The organism is Comamonas sp. UBA7528 (genome assembly GCF_002479375.1).
In the GTDB taxonomy this organism is placed as follows: domain Bacteria; phylum Pseudomonadota; class Gammaproteobacteria; order Burkholderiales; family Burkholderiaceae_C; genus Comamonas.
This window is the reverse complement of sequence record NZ_DLMU01000014.1, coordinates 595,187-610,411: the sequence shown is the minus strand read 5'-3', so window position 1 is coordinate 610,411 and position 15,225 is coordinate 595,187. Positions and strand designations below refer to the sequence as shown.

The 15,225-nt window shown below is 67.2% G+C and carries 14 protein-coding genes and 1 pseudogene; 3 read left to right on the top strand and 12 right to left on the bottom strand.

All coding sequences use genetic code 11. The features are described from left to right. The 4 genes and pseudogenes from B3349_RS18370 to B3349_RS18355 all read right to left on the bottom strand — a co-directional run. Positions 1-88 (bottom strand): annotated as a pseudogene (locus B3349_RS18370) (electron transfer flavoprotein subunit beta/FixA family protein); the annotation flags it as partial. 314 nt (positions 89-402) lie between these two features. Continuing rightward, positions 403-1,194 (bottom strand): enoyl-CoA hydratase, encoded by a 792-nt coding sequence (locus B3349_RS18365; protein WP_291590907.1) that lies wholly within the window; start codon positions 1,192-1,194, stop codon positions 403-405. Between the two features lie 36 nt (positions 1,195-1,230). After that, the gene (locus B3349_RS18360; RefSeq protein WP_291590875.1) at positions 1,231-2,184 is read right to left on the bottom strand and encodes a histone deacetylase family protein; all 954 of its coding nucleotides are present in this window, start codon (positions 2,182-2,184) and stop codon (positions 1,231-1,233) included. Beyond that, positions 2,138-2,311 carry a hypothetical protein gene (locus B3349_RS18355; RefSeq protein ID WP_291590909.1) on the bottom strand — a complete coding sequence of 58 codons (174 nt, stop codon included), beginning with the start codon at positions 2,309-2,311 and terminating at the stop codon, positions 2,138-2,140. The genes B3349_RS18360 and B3349_RS18355 overlap by 47 nt, the downstream gene beginning before the upstream one ends. 438 nt (positions 2,312-2,749) lie before the next feature. Between B3349_RS18355 and mltB the strand changes: the two genes are divergently transcribed. Then, entirely contained in the window at positions 2,750-3,877 is a 1,128-nt protein-coding gene (gene mltB, locus B3349_RS18350; protein ID WP_291590874.1) for a lytic murein transglycosylase B, read from the top strand. A 105-nt stretch (positions 3,878-3,982) separates the two neighbouring features. Here the strand turns inward: mltB and B3349_RS18345 are convergent, their stop codons facing one another. Continuing rightward, a complete protein-coding gene (locus tag B3349_RS18345) occupies positions 3,983-5,287 on the bottom strand; it encodes a branched-chain amino acid ABC transporter substrate-binding protein (RefSeq protein WP_414646938.1) in 1,305 nt (434 codons plus the stop codon). A gap of 180 nt (positions 5,288-5,467) precedes the next feature. Between B3349_RS18345 and B3349_RS18340 the strand changes: the two genes are divergently transcribed. After that, a complete protein-coding gene (locus tag B3349_RS18340) occupies positions 5,468-5,851 on the top strand; it encodes an Hsp20/alpha crystallin family protein (RefSeq protein ID WP_066536305.1) in 384 nt (127 codons plus the stop codon). Positions 5,852-6,398: 547 nt separating this feature from the next. Here the strand turns inward: B3349_RS18340 and B3349_RS18335 are convergent. From B3349_RS18335 to B3349_RS18320, 4 genes are read right to left on the bottom strand one after another with little or no spacing between them, the layout of a single operon-like run. Beyond that, positions 6,399-7,604 carry an ABC transporter permease gene (locus B3349_RS18335; RefSeq protein ID WP_066536307.1) on the bottom strand — a complete coding sequence of 402 codons (1,206 nt, stop codon included), beginning with the start codon at positions 7,602-7,604 and terminating at the stop codon, positions 6,399-6,401. Beyond that, a complete protein-coding gene (locus B3349_RS18330; RefSeq protein ID WP_291590869.1) occupies positions 7,604-8,407 on the bottom strand; it encodes an ABC transporter ATP-binding protein in 804 nt (267 codons plus the stop codon). The genes B3349_RS18335 and B3349_RS18330 overlap by 1 nt, the downstream gene beginning before the upstream one ends. Beyond that, a complete protein-coding gene (locus B3349_RS18325; protein WP_291590868.1) occupies positions 8,404-9,786 on the bottom strand; it encodes an efflux RND transporter periplasmic adaptor subunit in 1,383 nt (460 codons plus the stop codon). Before B3349_RS18325 ends, B3349_RS18330 begins: the two co-directional genes overlap by 4 nt. Before the next feature lie 40 nt (positions 9,787-9,826). Then, positions 9,827-11,314, bottom strand: a complete 1,488-nt coding sequence (locus tag B3349_RS18320) for an efflux transporter outer membrane subunit (protein ID WP_291590867.1) — start codon at positions 11,312-11,314, stop codon at positions 9,827-9,829. A gap of 391 nt (positions 11,315-11,705) precedes the next feature. Between B3349_RS18320 and wrbA the strand changes: the two genes are divergently transcribed. Then, the gene (gene wrbA / locus B3349_RS18315) at positions 11,706-12,308 is read left to right on the top strand and encodes an NAD(P)H:quinone oxidoreductase (RefSeq protein ID WP_291590866.1); all 603 of its coding nucleotides are present in this window, start codon (positions 11,706-11,708) and stop codon (positions 12,306-12,308) included. A gap of 93 nt (positions 12,309-12,401) precedes the next feature. On the opposite strand, the gene tsaD is transcribed toward wrbA, so the two are convergent. The 3 genes from tsaD to B3349_RS18300 form a co-directional block, all read right to left on the bottom strand. Continuing rightward, positions 12,402-13,442 carry a tRNA (adenosine(37)-N6)-threonylcarbamoyltransferase complex transferase subunit TsaD gene (gene tsaD / locus B3349_RS18310; RefSeq protein WP_066537293.1) on the bottom strand — a complete coding sequence of 347 codons (1,041 nt, stop codon included), beginning with the start codon at positions 13,440-13,442 and terminating at the stop codon, positions 12,402-12,404. A gap of 92 nt (positions 13,443-13,534) precedes the next feature. Next, complete coding sequence (locus tag B3349_RS18305) at positions 13,535-13,987, bottom strand: CBS domain-containing protein (RefSeq protein WP_291590865.1); 453 nt, start codon at positions 13,985-13,987, stop codon at positions 13,535-13,537. A 269-nt stretch (positions 13,988-14,256) separates the two neighbouring features. Beyond that, the gene (locus B3349_RS18300; protein WP_291590864.1) at positions 14,257-14,892 is read right to left on the bottom strand and encodes a DUF937 domain-containing protein; all 636 of its coding nucleotides are present in this window, start codon (positions 14,890-14,892) and stop codon (positions 14,257-14,259) included. Positions 14,893-15,225: the final 333 nt, after the last annotated feature.

Here is a 15,225-nt window from a genome sequence, read left to right as displayed (position 1 = left end):
TGGCGATGTCCACGCCCGTGCCATCCGACTTCACGCGGACCTTCACGTTGTAGTCCACCACCCGCTTGACTGGGACCAATACCTTCATGCTGCGGCTCCTTGATTTCTTGGAAGATTGACGTTTACGTAAACCGACTCATTTTATGCGGCGCTGCTGCAGCAGCGGCGGAATTCCTGACAATTCACACGGTCCTTGCCGGCACAAAAAAGAACGATCGTTCTATTTTATGCGCACAACGGCGGCGCTGTGGATGGAAATCGGCTCAACCTCGGGTTACCACCTATCTGACAGCCCCATCGGCAGCTCGTCCCAGCCTGCACGGACCGGCACAGGATGGCGACATGACCCGGCATCCGGGGCGCCTGCGCAGCGCCCCGCCACAGGAGAGCGGACCGCCCGCCTCAGCCCTGCCAGTGCGGCCTGCGCTTTTGCGCGAAGGCCTGTGCGCCTTCCTGGGCATCGGCATCCATCATGTTGGCCGCCATGGTCTGGCCCGCCAGCTGGTAGGCCGCTTCCAGTCCCAGTTCACGCTGCTGGTAGACCAGGGCCTTGCCCATGCGCACGGCCGCCGCCGGCTTGACCAGAATGGACTGCACCAGCGCCTCCACGGTGGCATCCAGCGCTTCGGGTTCGGCCACCCGGTTCACCAGCCCGCGGGCGAAGGCGGTGTCCGCATCGATGAAGTCCCCGGTCAGCAGCATTTCCATGGCCTGCTTGATGGGCAGGTTACGCACCAGCGGCACGCTGGGGGTGGCGCAGAACAGCCCGTAGTTGATGCCGCTGGTGGCAAAGCTGGCCGCGCTGCTGGCCACCGCCAGATCGCACTGCGCAACCAGTTGGCAACCGGCCGCCGTGGCCATGCCTTGCACCCGCGCGATCACCGGCACCGGCAGGCGGGCGATGCTCACCATCATCTTGCTGCACTGGGCAAACAGCTGCTGGTAATAGACCAGTTGGGGGTTGGCCGCCATGTCCTTCAGGTTGTGGCCGGCGCAGAAGGCCTTGCCCTGCGCGGCCAGCACCACCACGCGGGCCGAGGCATCGGCGGCCACGGCATCCAGGGCCTGCTGCAGCGCCACCAGCATCTCGGCACCCAGTGCGTTGAAACGCTGGGGATCGTTCAAGGTGATGCGCACCACACCCTGCGGGCTGCGCTGCACTTCCACCAGTTGGTCCACATTCTGCAAATCCATCATGGCCGACGCTCCTGTTGCTATGCCCAGACGAAATCAGATATCGGCCAGCACGCGGACGTGGGCTTCCACGCTGCGAGCCAGGGCGCTCATCACATAGCCGCCTTCCAGACAGGACACCATGCGGCCCTTGGAGAAACGCCGCGCCACGTCCTTGATGCGCTCGGTGATCCAGGCGAAGTCCTGCTCGTTCAGCGCCAGCTGGCCCATATCGTCTTCGCGGTGGGCATCGAATCCGGCACTGATGAAGATCATTTCGGGCTTGAAGGCTTCCAGGCGGGGAATCCACATCATCTCCACCAGCTCGCGGATATCCATGCCCTTGGTATAGGCCGGCACCGGCAGGTTCAGCATGTTGGACGCTGGCTCCTTGTCGCCACTGAACGGGTAGAACGGATGCTGGAAGAAGCTGACCATCAGCACCCGGTCGTCGCCGGCCAGGATGTTTTCCGTGCCATTGCCGTGGTGCACATCGAAGTCCACGATGGCCACGCGCTTGAGGTGGCGGCGCTGCAGGGCATGCAGGGCCGCAATCGCCACGTTGTTGAAGAAGCAAAAGCCCATGGACTTGGCGCGCTCGGCGTGGTGGCCGGGCGGGCGGGTGGCGCAGAAGGCATTTTCCAGGCTGCCGTCGATCACCGCATCGGTGGCAGCCACGGCCGCCCCGGCGGCGCGCAGCGCCGCATCCCAGGTGTGGACATTGATGGAGGTGTCGGTGTCCAGCGGCGAATACGCGGGACCGCCGGCCTGCACCTCTTCCTTGAGCCGGTCCGTCAGGCCGCGCAGTGCCGCCACATGCATACGGTCATGGGCCAGCTCCACATCGGCCAGCGAAGCCAGCGGCGCTTCCACGCGCTCCAGCCCGTCGAACACCCCAGTGATCAGCAGGCGGTCCTCGATGGCGTCCAGTCGTTCCGGGCATTCCGGATGCCCAGGACCCATCTCATGCTTCCAGCAATCCTTGTGGGAAAAATAGCCTGTTCTGCCCATTTTCCTTGTCCCCGTTTTTGTTTTTTTCAGCCATGGCCCCCAATGGATGCAGCACGCACAGGCGCTGCGCAAGGGCCTTCCAGACCAGCTTAACACGGTCATTGCGGGCCGCCCGCAGCGAGTACACGACTGCGTTGCTGGCCTGTTGGCGGGCGGTCAGCTTGGCAGCGAAGCGCTGTGCGCCATGGCCCGCTGCAGCGGGCAGCGGTGGTGTGCACGGCGGCTTTGCGCACCGCCCAACGGGACAACGCGTGCGCAGCGGGCGGGCCGACACACCGCCGCCCGGTGCAGTGCCGTGCGCGCACCGCGGCCCCTACGCCGCCCCGGCGGAGCCGGTACGGCCCTCTGCAAAAAATACCCACTGCCCGGCACATGGACTTGCGTGGGAGCACTGCGGACCATCGCACAATGGGGGCTCGGTGCCGCAGCGCTGCAGGCCTGGCGGGAATGCATGGAACATGCCCGCAATGCCTGCGCCACCCCGGCACAGCCAGCCCGCGAGCGCTGCGGCAGGGAGTTCCGCTTCCTACCCTGGCCGCCGGGCCGTCCCCCTCACCGAGATTTCATGACCCGTCTGCTTCCCGTTGCTCTTGTCTGCATCGCTGCTTGCGCCCTCCCCAGCTACGCGCAAAGCCCCAAAAACTCCAAAGCCCGCGCTGCGGCCGCTGTGGACAACAGCTACGGCCAGCGTGCCGAAGCGCTGCGCTGGGCCGATACCCTGGCCCAGCAGCAAGGCATCGATGCCGCCTGGCTGCGCCAGCAACTGGGCCAGGCACAGAAGCTGGAACAGGTGCGCCGGCTGATGACGCCCAGCACCGGCCCGAAGAAGACCACGGCCCGCAGTTGGGCGGTGTACCGCAGCCGCTTCATCGACCCGGTGCGCGTGCAGGCCGGCAAGCGCTTCTGGCAGGAGAACGCCGCTGCGCTGGAGCGCGCCGAGCAAACCTATGGCGTGCCCCCGGAAATCATTGTCGGCATCATCGGCGTGGAAACCATCTACGGCCGCAACATGGGCAACTTCCGCGTGCTCGACGCTCTGGCCACGCTGGCTTTCGACTACCCCACCAACCACCCGCGCCTGGCCGAGCGCGTGGCCTATTTCCAGGGCGAGCTGGCGCAGTTCCTGACCACCGCCTGGAGTGCCCGCCAGGACCCCACCCAGGCGCTGGGCAGCTTTGCCGGTGCCATGGGTCTGGGACAGTTCATGCCCAGCAGCCTGGCCCGCTTTGGCGTGGACTTTGATGGCGACGGCAAGGTCGACCTCTACAACAGCACCGTGGACGCCATTGGCTCCGTGGCCAACTACTTCCGCGGCCACGGCTGGCAGCCCGGCATGGCGGTGCAGTACGGCGTGGCCTTCAACCCCAACGGCACCGACATGGCCACGCTGCTGGCACCGGACATCAAGCCCAGCTTCACCGCCGACCAGATGCTGCAGCTGGGGGCGATTCCACTGGATGGCGGCATGCGCCACCAGGGACCGCTGGCCCTGGTGGAGCTGCTCAACGGCGAAGATGCGCCCACCTATGTGATCGGCACACAGAACTTCTACGCCATCACCCGCTACAACATGTCCAGCTACTACGCCATGGCCGTGCACGACCTGGGCCAGGAAGTGGCTGCCGCCGTCCAGGAAGCCCGCCTGGAGCCGGCACCGCAGGCGCCCCGTTCCGCGGCGGCGAGCGCCCCGTAAGCGCCGCGCAGTGCCCCATGCAAAAGGCCCGCAGATGCGGGCCTTTTTTGTCATTGCGCAGCGGTACGGGACAGCACGGCAGCATGCCGCAGCCGTCCCCGGAACTCAGAAACGCTTCATCTGGCAGATGCTGGGCAGTTCGGCCTGCAAGGCCGTGATCTCGCGCACCACGCGGAAGCCATAGCCCGAGCCTTCCACATCGAACTTCACCCCCGGTGTGCCCTGGCGTTCCATCACGCCCACGGCCAGCGGCTGCTGGAACTGGTGGTCAGTGGCACGCATGTAGCCGGTGCGGCCAGCCAGCTGCACCTGCACCTGCTCCATGGCGCGGGCCACGGCGGCGGCTTCGGTACTGCCAGCTTTCTGCATGGACTGGGCCAGGGCCTCGACCATCATCTGCATGCGCAGGTGGGCGTAGTCGTCTTCGGGCTTGGGAAAGCGCTGGCGGAAGCTCTGGTAGAACTGTTCGCTGGCGGCGCCCGGCGTGTTGGGCAGCCAGTCGGCCACGGCCACCACCTTGCCCACACCGGCATCGCCCAGTGCAGCGGGCGCGCCCAGCGCGTTGCCGTAGAAGGTGTAGAACATGCCGTCAAAGCCCACTTCGCGCGCGGCCTTGACCAGCAGCGTCAGATCGTTGCCCCAGTTGCCGGTGATCACCGCCTGGGCACCGCTGTGCTTGATCTTCACCGCATAGGGGGCAAAGTCCTTGATGCGGCCCACGGGGTGCAGCTCGTCGCCCACCACGGTCACTTCCGGGCGGCGCGCGGCCAACTGGCGGCGGGCTTCGCCCAGCACGGCCTGGCCAAAGCTGTAGTCCTGGCCGATCAGGTAGACGTTCTTGAGCGCCTTGTCTGCCTGCACCAGCTGCATCAGCGCGGCCATGCGCATGTCGGCATGGGCGTCAAAGCGGAAATGCCAGAAGCTGCAGCGCTCGTTGGTGAAGGCCGGGTCCACGGCCGAATAGTTCAGAAACAGCACCCGCTTCTTGGGTTCGCGCTGGTTGTGCTTGTTGATGGCGTCCAGCAGCGCCGAAGCCGTGGCCGAGGAGTTGCCCTGCAGGATGATGCGGGCACCGCCGTCGATGGCGGCGCGCAGTGCGGACAGCGCCTCTTCGTTCTGGCCCTTGCTGTCAAAACGCTGCACCACCAGAGGACGGGCGGCCGCATCGCCCTGCAGGCGCACGCCGCCGCGCGCGTTCACACGTTCGGTCGCCATCAGGATGTTGCGGAACACCGCTTCGCCCGTGTTGGCAAACGGGCCGGACAGGCTTTCCACCAGCGCCAGCTGGATGGGGGCGCCGGTGGGCGCCGCAGCGGCCGTACCGGACTTGGCGGGGCTGGCCGCCAACGCTGCCGAAACCACGCCCCCCAGGCCCCATACCGTGGCACCCGCCACCCCGGCCAGCACCATTTTGCGCAGCGAAGATGCCACCTGATACCTGCGCGATGGCGCTGGTTGGTGGTTTTTCAAGACCTGCGAGCCAAATTTATTCATACCAAATCATCCCTTGAAAACCCCGGCACAGCCTGCAATTGCTGAGCATGCGGCAACCAACCGGAGCGCCGCGCAGTGTATAGGAGCCCAACAACCATGTTCTTCGCATCGCCTGTCATCCGCCGTTCTGCCTTCAATGCTTCCCACCAGGCCGATCTGGCCCTGCAGCGCTTTCTGCAAGCCTCGCAGCACGCCGCAGCCAAGACCGCCGGCTATACCGCCACCTCCACCGAGGACGCCACCACGCTGTCCGTCGATGTGCCGGGCCTGGCCCGCGAGCAGCTGCAACTGCGCATCGAAGACCACCAGGTGCACCTCAGCAGCGTCGAAGGCGCTCCCCGCCAGGTGCAGCGCAGCTGGGAACTGCCCCACGCCATCGATGCCGCAGCCAGCAGCGCCAAACTGGAAAACGGTGTGCTGACCCTGGTGCTGGCACAGCGCAAGCCGGTGGACACCTCGGTGCAGCTGAGCATCCAGTAAGCCGCGTCTTTCGGGCAACGCTCCGTGCGCTGCCCACCCTTGGTTGACTGGCCTGCCACCTTTCTTCTCCTCTTGATTAGCACCGGCAAGCCAGACAGCATGAAGCCCGCAACGTTGCACAACGTTGACGGGCTTCTTTTTTGCCTGCGGGCGGTGTGCGCAGCGGCGCAGGTCGACTGCGCTGCACGGCGCTGTGCGACGCTGCCACCGGCCGTACCGCCTTTCCTCCCCCACGGATGCCGGAAAGTCCACTTGCCCGGTGGCTGACACCGGCGCCATCGTCCTGCGCCGGAGTAGTGCACGGCCGCCCTCCTGCCCACCGAGGCCTTTGCAGCGTCCTGATCGCGGGCCCCTGCCTCGGTGAAGGTCGTGCTCGCCACGGCCCTGCGTGCGGGTACTCCGAGGCCGCTGCACCACACCGCAGGACTCGCCGCGAACTGGCCGGTGACAGACAGCACTGGCCGTTGCGAGCACCCATAAAAAAACGCCATCCGGGTGGATGGCGTTCAGGGTGTGACAACCGCCAACGTACAGACCGGCGACCGGCTCACTCGTGGCGCAGAGCCTCGATCGGGTCCAGCTGCGCCGCGCGGCGGGCGGGGAAGTAGCCGAACACCACGCCAATGGCGGCAGAGAAGATGAAGGACAGCGCATTCACCCCGGCGTTGAAGATATAGGGCACGCCCATCACCTGCGCCAGCACATAGGACGCGGCGGTGGCAATCAGAATGCCGGCCAGCCCACCCAGTGCCGCCAGCACCACCGCCTCTATCAGGAATTGCAGCAGCACTTCGCGCTCCAGCGCGCCGATGGCCAGACGCAGGCCGATTTCCCGGGTGCGCTCGGTCACGCTCACCAGCATGATGTTCATGATGCCGATACCGCCCACCAGCAGACTCACCGCTGCCACCGCACCCAGCAGCGTGGTCATGACCTTGGTGGTGCCGGCCATGGTGTCGGCCAGTTGCTTGGTGTCCAGCACGTTGAAGTTGTCTTCATCGCTGGGGGCCAGCTTGCGCAGCTCGCGCAGCAGCTGGTTCATGCTGGATTTGACACGCTCGGGGTCGCTGCCGTCCTCCATGGACACCAGGATGGTGTTCAGACGCTTGCTGCCGGTCACCCGGCGCTGCAGCGTGTTCAGCGGGATCAGCACGGTGTCGTCCTGGTCGTTGCCGAAGGCACCCTGCCCCTTGGAGTCCAGCAGGCCGATCACGCTGCAGGAAAAGCCCTTGATGCGCAGCTGCTGACCGATCACATCGGCGCTATTGCCATACAGCTCGCGGTGCAAGGTGGCACCGATGATGCATACGGCAGCGCCGGCGCGCAGTTCTTCGTCGGTGAATTCGCGGCCCTGGGCCAGCTTCCAGTTGCCGGTGATCAGCCAGTCATTGGTGCTGCCGATCACGCTGGTGGACCAGTTGCGCCCGCCAGCCACCACCGTGGCACTGGAACGTGCCTCGGGGGCCACGGCCTGGATGCCGCCGATCTGCTGGGCGATGGCGGTGGCATCCGTGTCCTTGAACGACGGCGCGACGGTGGCGCCCGGCCCCATGCGCTGCCCGGAGCGCACCTGCAGCAGATTGGTGCCCAGGCCGGAGATCTGGTTCTGCACGGCCACGGTGGCGCCGTTGCCCAGGGTGACCATGGTGATCACGGCGCTGACGCCGATCACAATGCCCAGCACCGTCAGGAACGAGCGCAGCAGGTTGCGGCGGATGGAGCGCAGCGCCAGCCAGATGGTGTTCCACAGCATCAGGCACCGCCTTTCTCGGCCGCGGCCAGGGCCTGGCTGTCCAGTGCGGCGCGGCGCAGCACCAGCGGGGTGTTGGGGGTGTCGGTGTCCATCATGCCATCCTTGAAGCGCACGATGCGGCGGCTATAGGCCGCCATCTCGGGCTCGTGCGTCACCATCAGCACGGTGATGCCTTTTTCGCTATTGAGCTTCCACAGCAGCTCCATGATTTCCTCGCTGCGCTGGGTGTCCAGATTGCCGGTGGGCTCGTCGGCCAGCAGCACGGCCGGGTCGGAGACGATGGCCCGGGCAATGGCCACGCGCTGCTGCTGGCCGCCTGACAGCTCGGCCGGCGTGTGGTGTTCCCAGCCCTTGAGCCCCACCGCTTCCAGCGCACGGGCGGCGGCGGCATGGCGCTGGGCCGTGGGCTCGCCCCGGTACAGCAGGGGCAGCTCCACGTTTTCCTGCGCCGTGGTGCGCGGCAGCAGGTGAAAGCCCTGGAACACAAAGCCGAAGTAACGCCGGCGCAGGCGTGCCCGTTCGTCGCGCGACAGGCCTTCCACGTGCACGCCCTTGAACAGGTAGGAGCCAGTGGTGGGACGGTCCAGGCAGCCCAGGGTGTTCATGGCCGTGGACTTGCCCGAACCACTGGGGCCCATGATGGTCACAAAGTCGCCCTGGGCAATGTCCAGGTCCACGCCCTTGAGGGCCTGGAAGGCCAGACCACCTTCGCCATAGGTCTTGGTCACGCCGCGCAGGCGGATCAGCGGCAGGCCGCCGTCGCCCGCGGCTTCGGGCGTCAGCGCACTTGACAGCACACTCATTTGGAGGCTCCGCTGCGCTGGTCGGTGATCAGCAGATCGCCTTCCTTGAGGGCTTCACTCTCCACTTCGGTCATGCGGCCATCGCTCAGGCCAGTCTTGACCTGGCGGGCTTCGGGCTGGCCGCCCTGCAGCACCCACACATAGCGGGTCTGGCCGGGGGCCTGGGCCTGTTCGCGGCCCCCCTGGCGCGACCCGCCCTGGCGCGGGGGACGCGGCATCAGTTGGCCGACGATGCCGCCACCGCTGCCACCGCTGGCGCCGGGCGCGCCGCCTGCCGGCTTGCCGCCTTCGCGCGCGGCACCGGCTCCCGCGGCCACCTGGCCGGGGTTCTGCATGCCGGTGGGCGTGAAGCGCAGGGCCGAGTTGGGCACCAGCAGCACATCCTGGCGCTCATTGGCGCGGATGGTGGCCGAGGCCGTCATCCCGGGGCGCAGGCTCAGGTCTTCGTTGTTCACCTCCAGACGGGCCACATAGGTGACCACGTTGTCGGTCTTGGTGGAACCGTAGTCCACGCGCGTCACCTTGGCCGGGTAGCGGCGCGAGGGGTAGGCGCTGACGGTGAAGCTGGCACGCTGGTCGGCCTGCACGGTGCCGACATCGGCTTCGTCCACCGCCACTTCCAGGCGCAGCTTGTTCAGGTCTTCGGCCACGGTGAACAGGGTCACGGCCTGCAGCGAAGCCGCCACGGCCTGACCGGGTTCCACCGTGCGGGTCAGCACCACGCCGTCAATAGAGGCCTTGATGGAGGCCTTGGAGAGGTTGGTCTCATCGGTGGACAGCGCGTTGCGGGCATCTTCCACCGAGGCCTTGGCGGCGGCCACATCGGCCTTGGCGCGGTCGAGCGTGGCGCGGCCGGAATCCAGCTCGGTGGCCGAAGGCACCTGGCCGCCGGAGAGGCGGTGCACTTCTTCCAGGCGCGCCAGATTGGCCTGGGCTTCTTTGAGCGTGGCTTCCGCCTGGCTTTGCTTGGCCTGGGCCGAGGCCATGGTGGCGCGCGAGCGGCCCACCTGGGCGGTGAGCTTGTCGGTGTCCAGCTCGACCATCACCTGGCCTTTTTTCACCTTGTCGTTCACGTCCACATAGACCTTGCGCACCGTGCCCGACAGCTCGGAGCCCACGTTCACCGTGCGCGTGGGCTGCAAGGTGCCGTTGGCCGAGACGGTCAGCGACAGCGTGCCCTTCTTCAGCGCCTCGGTCACATACACGGGCTTGGCCTTGGCTTTCTGGTCGGCCTGCCACCAGGCAAAGCCGCCCACCGCCACGGCCACGGCCACGGCGCCAATCCACACCGTGGGGCTTTGCCACCATTTGCGGGCCAGGCCGTCGCCCAGCAGGTCCTGCACTTCTTGGCTGCTGGAAGTCGTTTTGTTCTTTTTCATGTTCGGTAGATCCTGTTGATTCTTCTGCGGTCGGCGTGGCTCAGGGCTGGCTGTTGCGGGCAACGGGCGTGCCGGCGGCGTCGGTCGCCACGGTCGGCGTCCAGCCGCCGCCCAGGGCCTTGTAGAGGCGGATGTGGTCGGTGCTGATGCTGGCCGCCACGGTGGAGACGCTGTCCTGCGAGCTCAGCAGGGTGCGCTGCGTGTCCAGCACGGTCTGGAAGTCGATCAGCCCGCTCTGGTAGCGCTGGTTGGCCAGCAGCGAGGCGTTGCGCGCCGCGGCTTCAGCCGCGCGCAGGCGCACCAGGCGCTCCTTGTCGCCTTGCAGCTGCACCAGTGCGTCTTCCACTTCCTGCAGCGCCGTCAGCACCGCAGACTGGTAGCTGGCCTGGGCCTGGTCCACCACCGCACTCTGGGCGCGGATCTGGGCACGGTTGGCGCCGCCGTCGAACAGCGTGGCCGACAGACCGGCCGCCATGCTGGCCGCCACCGAGGCGCCATTGGTCAGCGCGCCCAGGGTCAAGGCGCTCAGGCCCAGTGAGCCGCTCAGGCGCAGGCTGGGGTAGTTGGCCACTTCCTGGGCCGACAAGGTGGACAGCGCGGCTTCCAGCCGGTGCTGGGCTGCGCGCACATCGGGGCGCTGGCGCAGCGTGTCGGCCGGCAGCGTGAGGGCCAGCTCGTCCGGAGCCCGGGGCACGGGCTGCAGCACCTGCAGCTGTGTCTCCAGCGCGGCCGGCGGCTGGCCGGTGAGGATGGACAGCGCATGGCGCGACTGTGCCAGGCTGGTCTGCAGCGCCGGAATCTGCGCTGCGGTCTGGTTGGTGGACTGGCGGGCCTGCTCGGATTCCAGCGACGTGGCCAGACCGGCCTGCACCCGCCATTCGGTGATCTGCTGGGTCTGCTGTTGCAGCGCCAGGTTCTGCTGGGCAATGCGCAGACGGTCCTGCTGACCGCGCAGTTCCACATAGGTCTGGGCCACCTCGGCCGCCAGCGACACCTGGGTGCTTTCCAGCGTGGCCTGGGCCGCGCGGGCCGTGGCTTCGCTGGCGTCGACCCGGTTGCCCTGGGCACCCCACCAGTCCGGCTCCCAGCTGGCATCCAGCCCGGCGGAATAGCTGTTGCGCGCGTCGTTGTTGCCCTGGCGGCTGCGTCCCGCACTGGCACTGGCGCCGGCGCTGGGCAACAGGCCGGCAGCCTGCACATCGCGCGTGGCCCGGGCCTGGCGCACGGCCGCCTGGGCGCTCAGCAGGCTGGGATTGGCCTGCAGGGCCTGGTCGATCAAGGCTGTCAGCTGGGCATCTCCAAAGCGCTGCCACCAATGCGAGAGGTCTTCCGGCGCCTGCTGCTGCGGCGCCGACTGGGCGGCATGCCATGCCGTGGGCACGGCGGGCATGGCGCCTGCGGGGGTGAAGGAGGTGGTGTGGCTGCAACCGGCCAGCACCAGTGCGCCGGCCAAAGCCACCGCCAACGGCAGCGCGGCCGGGCGCCGCGCTGGGGAAGCAATGACAGGGAAAGAGGAAGAAAAATACATGAAGGCCCTGGTGGATCGTGCCGTGAACTGTGACGGATTGTGCGCACGCTCTGTAGGGCTGCGACAAACTGTGTGTGAAGCCCTGGTAAAGAGCAGCCTGTCATCCGCACGGCACGCGATTGTGCCGAGATGCGCAGTTGCTCCGCCCTCTGAATCCCTGCGCACCGGGGCCATTTGTGCCCCGAGGGGCGGCTCCCTTTCCCCCCGCAGTGCAGGGCCACCGCCGCACCACGGGGTATGCGCCTACAGAGGAACACCGGAGGGGGCCTTCTCAAACCCCGCATGGCTGCCTACGATGCACGGGCATCTTCTCTGTCCCACCCAGGCCCTCATCGGAGCCTCTTCGGGGCGTCTTCGGGACCTTTTCCCCCAACCCTTGCAGGAAAGCACTATGGCCAAGATTCTGGTTCTGTATCACTCCATGTACGGTCACATCGAAACCATGGCCAATGCCGTGGCAGACGGCGCACGCAGCGTGGCCGGCGCCCAGGTCACCGTCAAGCGCGTGCCCGAAACCATACCCGCCGACGTGTTCAAGAATGCCGGCGGCAAAGCCGACCAGGCCGCGCCCGTGGCCACCCCGCAGGAGCTGGCGGAATACGACGCCATCATCGTGGGCACCCCCACCCGCTTCGGCAACATGACCGCCCAGATGCGCAATTTCTGGGACCAGACCGGCGGTCTGTGGGCCAAGGGGGCGCTGATCGGCAAGGTGGCCAGCGTGTTCGCCTCCACCGGCACCGGCGGCGGCCAGGAAATGACCGTGACCACCACCTGGGCCACGCTGGCCCACCATGGCATGCTGATCGTGCCCATCGGCTATGCCCTGCCGCAACAGACCGATCTGTCGGCGGTCAAGGGCGGCAATTCGCCTTACGGTGCCACCACCATTGCCGGCCCGGACGGCTCACGCCAGCCGCATCCGGATGAGCTGGCCATTGCCCGCAACCAGGGTGCGACCGTCGCCAAGCTGGCGACCAAGCTGGCCGGATAAACAGCGAACGCGGCCTGCGCCATCCCATCAAAAAAGCAGCCTCCCGGGGCTGCTTTTTGGTGGGCTGCACGGCCAGCAGGGTCTGGCCTGGCTTTACTTCAGAGAGTCCAGCGGCCAGCGCGGCTTCACATCGAAGGCATAGGTTTTTTCCGCCTGTTCGCGCCCGGCCTGCAGGCGCATGGCAGCGGCCATGGCGATCATGGCGCCGTTGTCGGTGCACAGGTGCAGTTCGGGGTAGTGCACGCGGATCTGGCGCTTGGCGCAGGCGGCGTTGAGCTGGGCGCGCAGCAGCTTGTTGGCGCCCACGCCGCCGGCCACCACCACGCGGCGCATGCCGGTGTCCTTCAGCGCCGTCAGCGTCTTGCGCACCAGTACGTCGACGATGGCCGCCTGGGTGCTGGCCGCCAGATCGGCCTTGCGCGCTTCCAGGTCATCCCCCAGCTTCTTGGCCTGGGTCAGCACCGCCGTCTTCAGGCCGGCAAAAGAGAAATCAAGGTCGCCCGAATGCAGCAGCGGGCGCGGCAGCTTGAAGGCTTCCGGATCGCCGCCTTCGGCCAGGCGGGACAGCTCGGGCCCGCCGGGGTAAGGCAGCCCCATCAGCTTGGCCGATTTGTCAAAGGCTTCACCGGCCGCGTCGTCGATGGTCTCGCCCAGGATGGCGTAGTCGCCCACCCCATCCACCCGCATCAGCTGGGTGTGACCGCCGGAGACAAGCAAGGCAATGAAGGGGAATTCGGGTGGATCCTCGCTCAGAAAGGGCGACAGCAGATGCCCTTCCAGGTGGTGCACGCCCAGCACGGGCCTGTCCAGCGCCGCGCCCAGGGCGCAGGCCACACCGGCACCCACCAGCAGCGCGCCCGCCAGGCCCGGGCCACGGGTGAAGGCCACCACATCCACATCCTGCAGCGTGGTGCCGCTTTCCTTCAGCACATGCTCGGTCAGCGGCAGCACGCGGCGGATGTGGTCGCGGCTGGCCAGCTCCGGCACCACCCCGCCATAGGCGCGGTGCATGTCGATCTGGCTGTGCAGTGCGTGCGACAGCAACTGTGGCACGGCGCCGCCATCGGGCAGGCGCACCAGGGCCACGCCCGTTTCGTCACAGGAGGATTCGATACCGAGGATCAGCGAACTCATGGCCGCCAGTGTAGAACCTGCGGCACAGCGGCGCTGGCAGGCGGACATTGGCCCGGCCTGCCGTTTGCCATCCGGTCCGGCGCCGCCGGTGCTCAGCTGGTGGTGTGTGCCGAGCCGGTGATGTAGTGCTCCAGCTGCTGGATGGTGAACTGCTGCTCGGAGATGATTTCCTTGACCAAGTCCCCGATCGAGACCATGCCCAGCACCTCGTGTTCGGTGTTGACCACAGGCAGATGGCGGATGCGCCGGGACGTCATCAGTGACATGCATTCGGCCGTGGTCTGGCGCGGCAGCACGCAGTGCACCTGGGACGTCATCACCTCTTGCACCTGGGTGGTGCTGGAGCTGCGCCCCTGCAGCACCACCTTGCGGGCGTAATCCCGCTCGGTCACGATGCCGGCGATGCGCCCGCCGTCCAGCACCAGCAGCGCGCCGATGCCTTTGTCGGACATGAGCTGCAGCGCCGCCAGCATGGTGTCGGTGGGGCCCACGCTGTGCACGGGGCTGTTGTTCTTGGCTCGCAGGATGTCAGCCACAGTCGTCATACCGCATCTCCTTGGGACAAAAAGCGCCAACGGAACTGCCATTGGCATGCATACCTACCAGAGTCGCAGCGCCAGTGTGGCGGCATCGCGGCAATGCAGCAATCAGGCGATGCCCGTATCCCTGTAGCGGGTATGCAGCCCTCGCGCCGGTCTCCTACCCGATCCCGCGCTGAGTGCCTACAAAAAAGGCAGCTTGCGCTGCCTTTTATCCGTCTTTGCGGCGCTGCGCCGCCCCCATGCGGACACGGCATGCCCTGTTCGGGGTGCGCTCAGCGGCGCCCGCCAAGGAAGGCGCCACCGATCTTGAACAGATCGCCCATACCCACCTGACCATCACCGTCCTGGTCCAGCAGGCTGCCCAGCAAGCCTCCCCCCAGGCCGCCCTGGGCCTGTGCCCGCTCACGTTCCTGGCCCAGGGCCTGGCCCAGCCCGCCGGCATCCAGGCCGCCGGACTGCACCCGGCTGGCCAGGAAAGCCATCACGATGGGGGCCAGCATCTGCAGCAGATTGCCGGCATTGCCGCCCAGACCGGTGGCCTGGCCCAAGCCCGCTTCCGCGCGCTGCTGGTTGCCGCCAAAGATGTGGCCCAGGATGTCGGCACTGCCGCCCAGTCCGGCACCACCCCCTTGTGCGCCGCCCAGCACCGAGCCCAGCAGGTCGCCCAAGCCGCCGAGGCCCTGGGGCACGGCAGCGCTATGGTCCCGCTGCAGCGCCCCCAGCAGGTCAGCGGCGCCCTGGGGCTGGGCTGCGTTCTGGCCCAAGGCGCCCAGCAGCAGCGGCAGGGCCGCGCCCACGGCCGACTGCATCTGCTGGGGGTCGGTGCCCAGTTGCTGCGCCATCTGCTGCATGGGTGCACCTTGCAGCTGGGACATCAGTTCATCGACCAGGGAGGGGGAAGCGTTCATGGCAGAGACTCCGGAGGAAATTCAGCACCCCATCGTACAGACTGCACACGCGGCGTCCACCGAAAGCCATGGCTGCCATCGTGAACAATCATCACTGCCGTCCCGAGTGCGCCACCCGGTGTGCTGCCTGGGGCCGACGGCGGCTCCCACACACTGTTACCGCTGGCTTTCCGATGACCCGCAATGGGGAGCCCGCGCCTGCGCCGGCCCCTCGAGAAGCGGAAAAAAGTGCACAGCGACTGCCACCTGCGGCCCCCTGCATGAACACGGCGTCTATTCAGAACGAAAATAGCCGCCACAGCGGTGTGCCGGTCCGGGCGCCATGCCCGCCTC

Bases quoted from the DNA above. Each gene is read 5' to 3' on its own strand.
- B3349_RS18365 (WP_291590907.1), bottom strand. From the start codon at position 1,194: ATGGATTTGCAGAATGTGGACCAACTGGTGGAAGTGCAGCGCAGCCCG.
- B3349_RS18360 (WP_291590875.1), bottom strand. From the start codon at position 2,184: ATGGGCAGAACAGGCTATTTTTCCCACAAGGATTGCTGGAAGCATGAG.
- mltB (WP_291590874.1), top strand. From the start codon at position 2,750: ATGACCCGTCTGCTTCCCGTTGCTCTTGTCTGCATCGCTGCTTGCGCC.
- B3349_RS18345 (WP_414646938.1), bottom strand. From the start codon at position 5,287: ATGGTGCTGGCCGGGGTGGCGGGTGCCACGGTATGGGGCCTGGGGGGC.
- B3349_RS18340 (WP_066536305.1), top strand. From the start codon at position 5,468: ATGTTCTTCGCATCGCCTGTCATCCGCCGTTCTGCCTTCAATGCTTCC.
- B3349_RS18335 (WP_066536307.1), bottom strand. From the start codon at position 7,604: ATGCTGTGGAACACCATCTGGCTGGCGCTGCGCTCCATCCGCCGCAAC.
- B3349_RS18330 (WP_291590869.1), bottom strand. From the start codon at position 8,407: ATGAGTGTGCTGTCAAGTGCGCTGACGCCCGAAGCCGCGGGCGACGGC.
- B3349_RS18325 (WP_291590868.1), bottom strand. From the start codon at position 9,786: ATGAAAAAGAACAAAACGACTTCCAGCAGCCAAGAAGTGCAGGACCTG.
- B3349_RS18320 (WP_291590867.1), bottom strand. From the start codon at position 11,314: ATGTATTTTTCTTCCTCTTTCCCTGTCATTGCTTCCCCAGCGCGGCGC.
- wrbA (WP_291590866.1), top strand. From the start codon at position 11,706: ATGGCCAAGATTCTGGTTCTGTATCACTCCATGTACGGTCACATCGAA.
- tsaD (WP_066537293.1), bottom strand. From the start codon at position 13,442: ATGAGTTCGCTGATCCTCGGTATCGAATCCTCCTGTGACGAAACGGGC.
- B3349_RS18305 (WP_291590865.1), bottom strand. From the start codon at position 13,987: ATGACGACTGTGGCTGACATCCTGCGAGCCAAGAACAACAGCCCCGTG.
- B3349_RS18300 (WP_291590864.1), bottom strand. From the start codon at position 14,892: ATGAACGCTTCCCCCTCCCTGGTCGATGAACTGATGTCCCAGCTGCAA.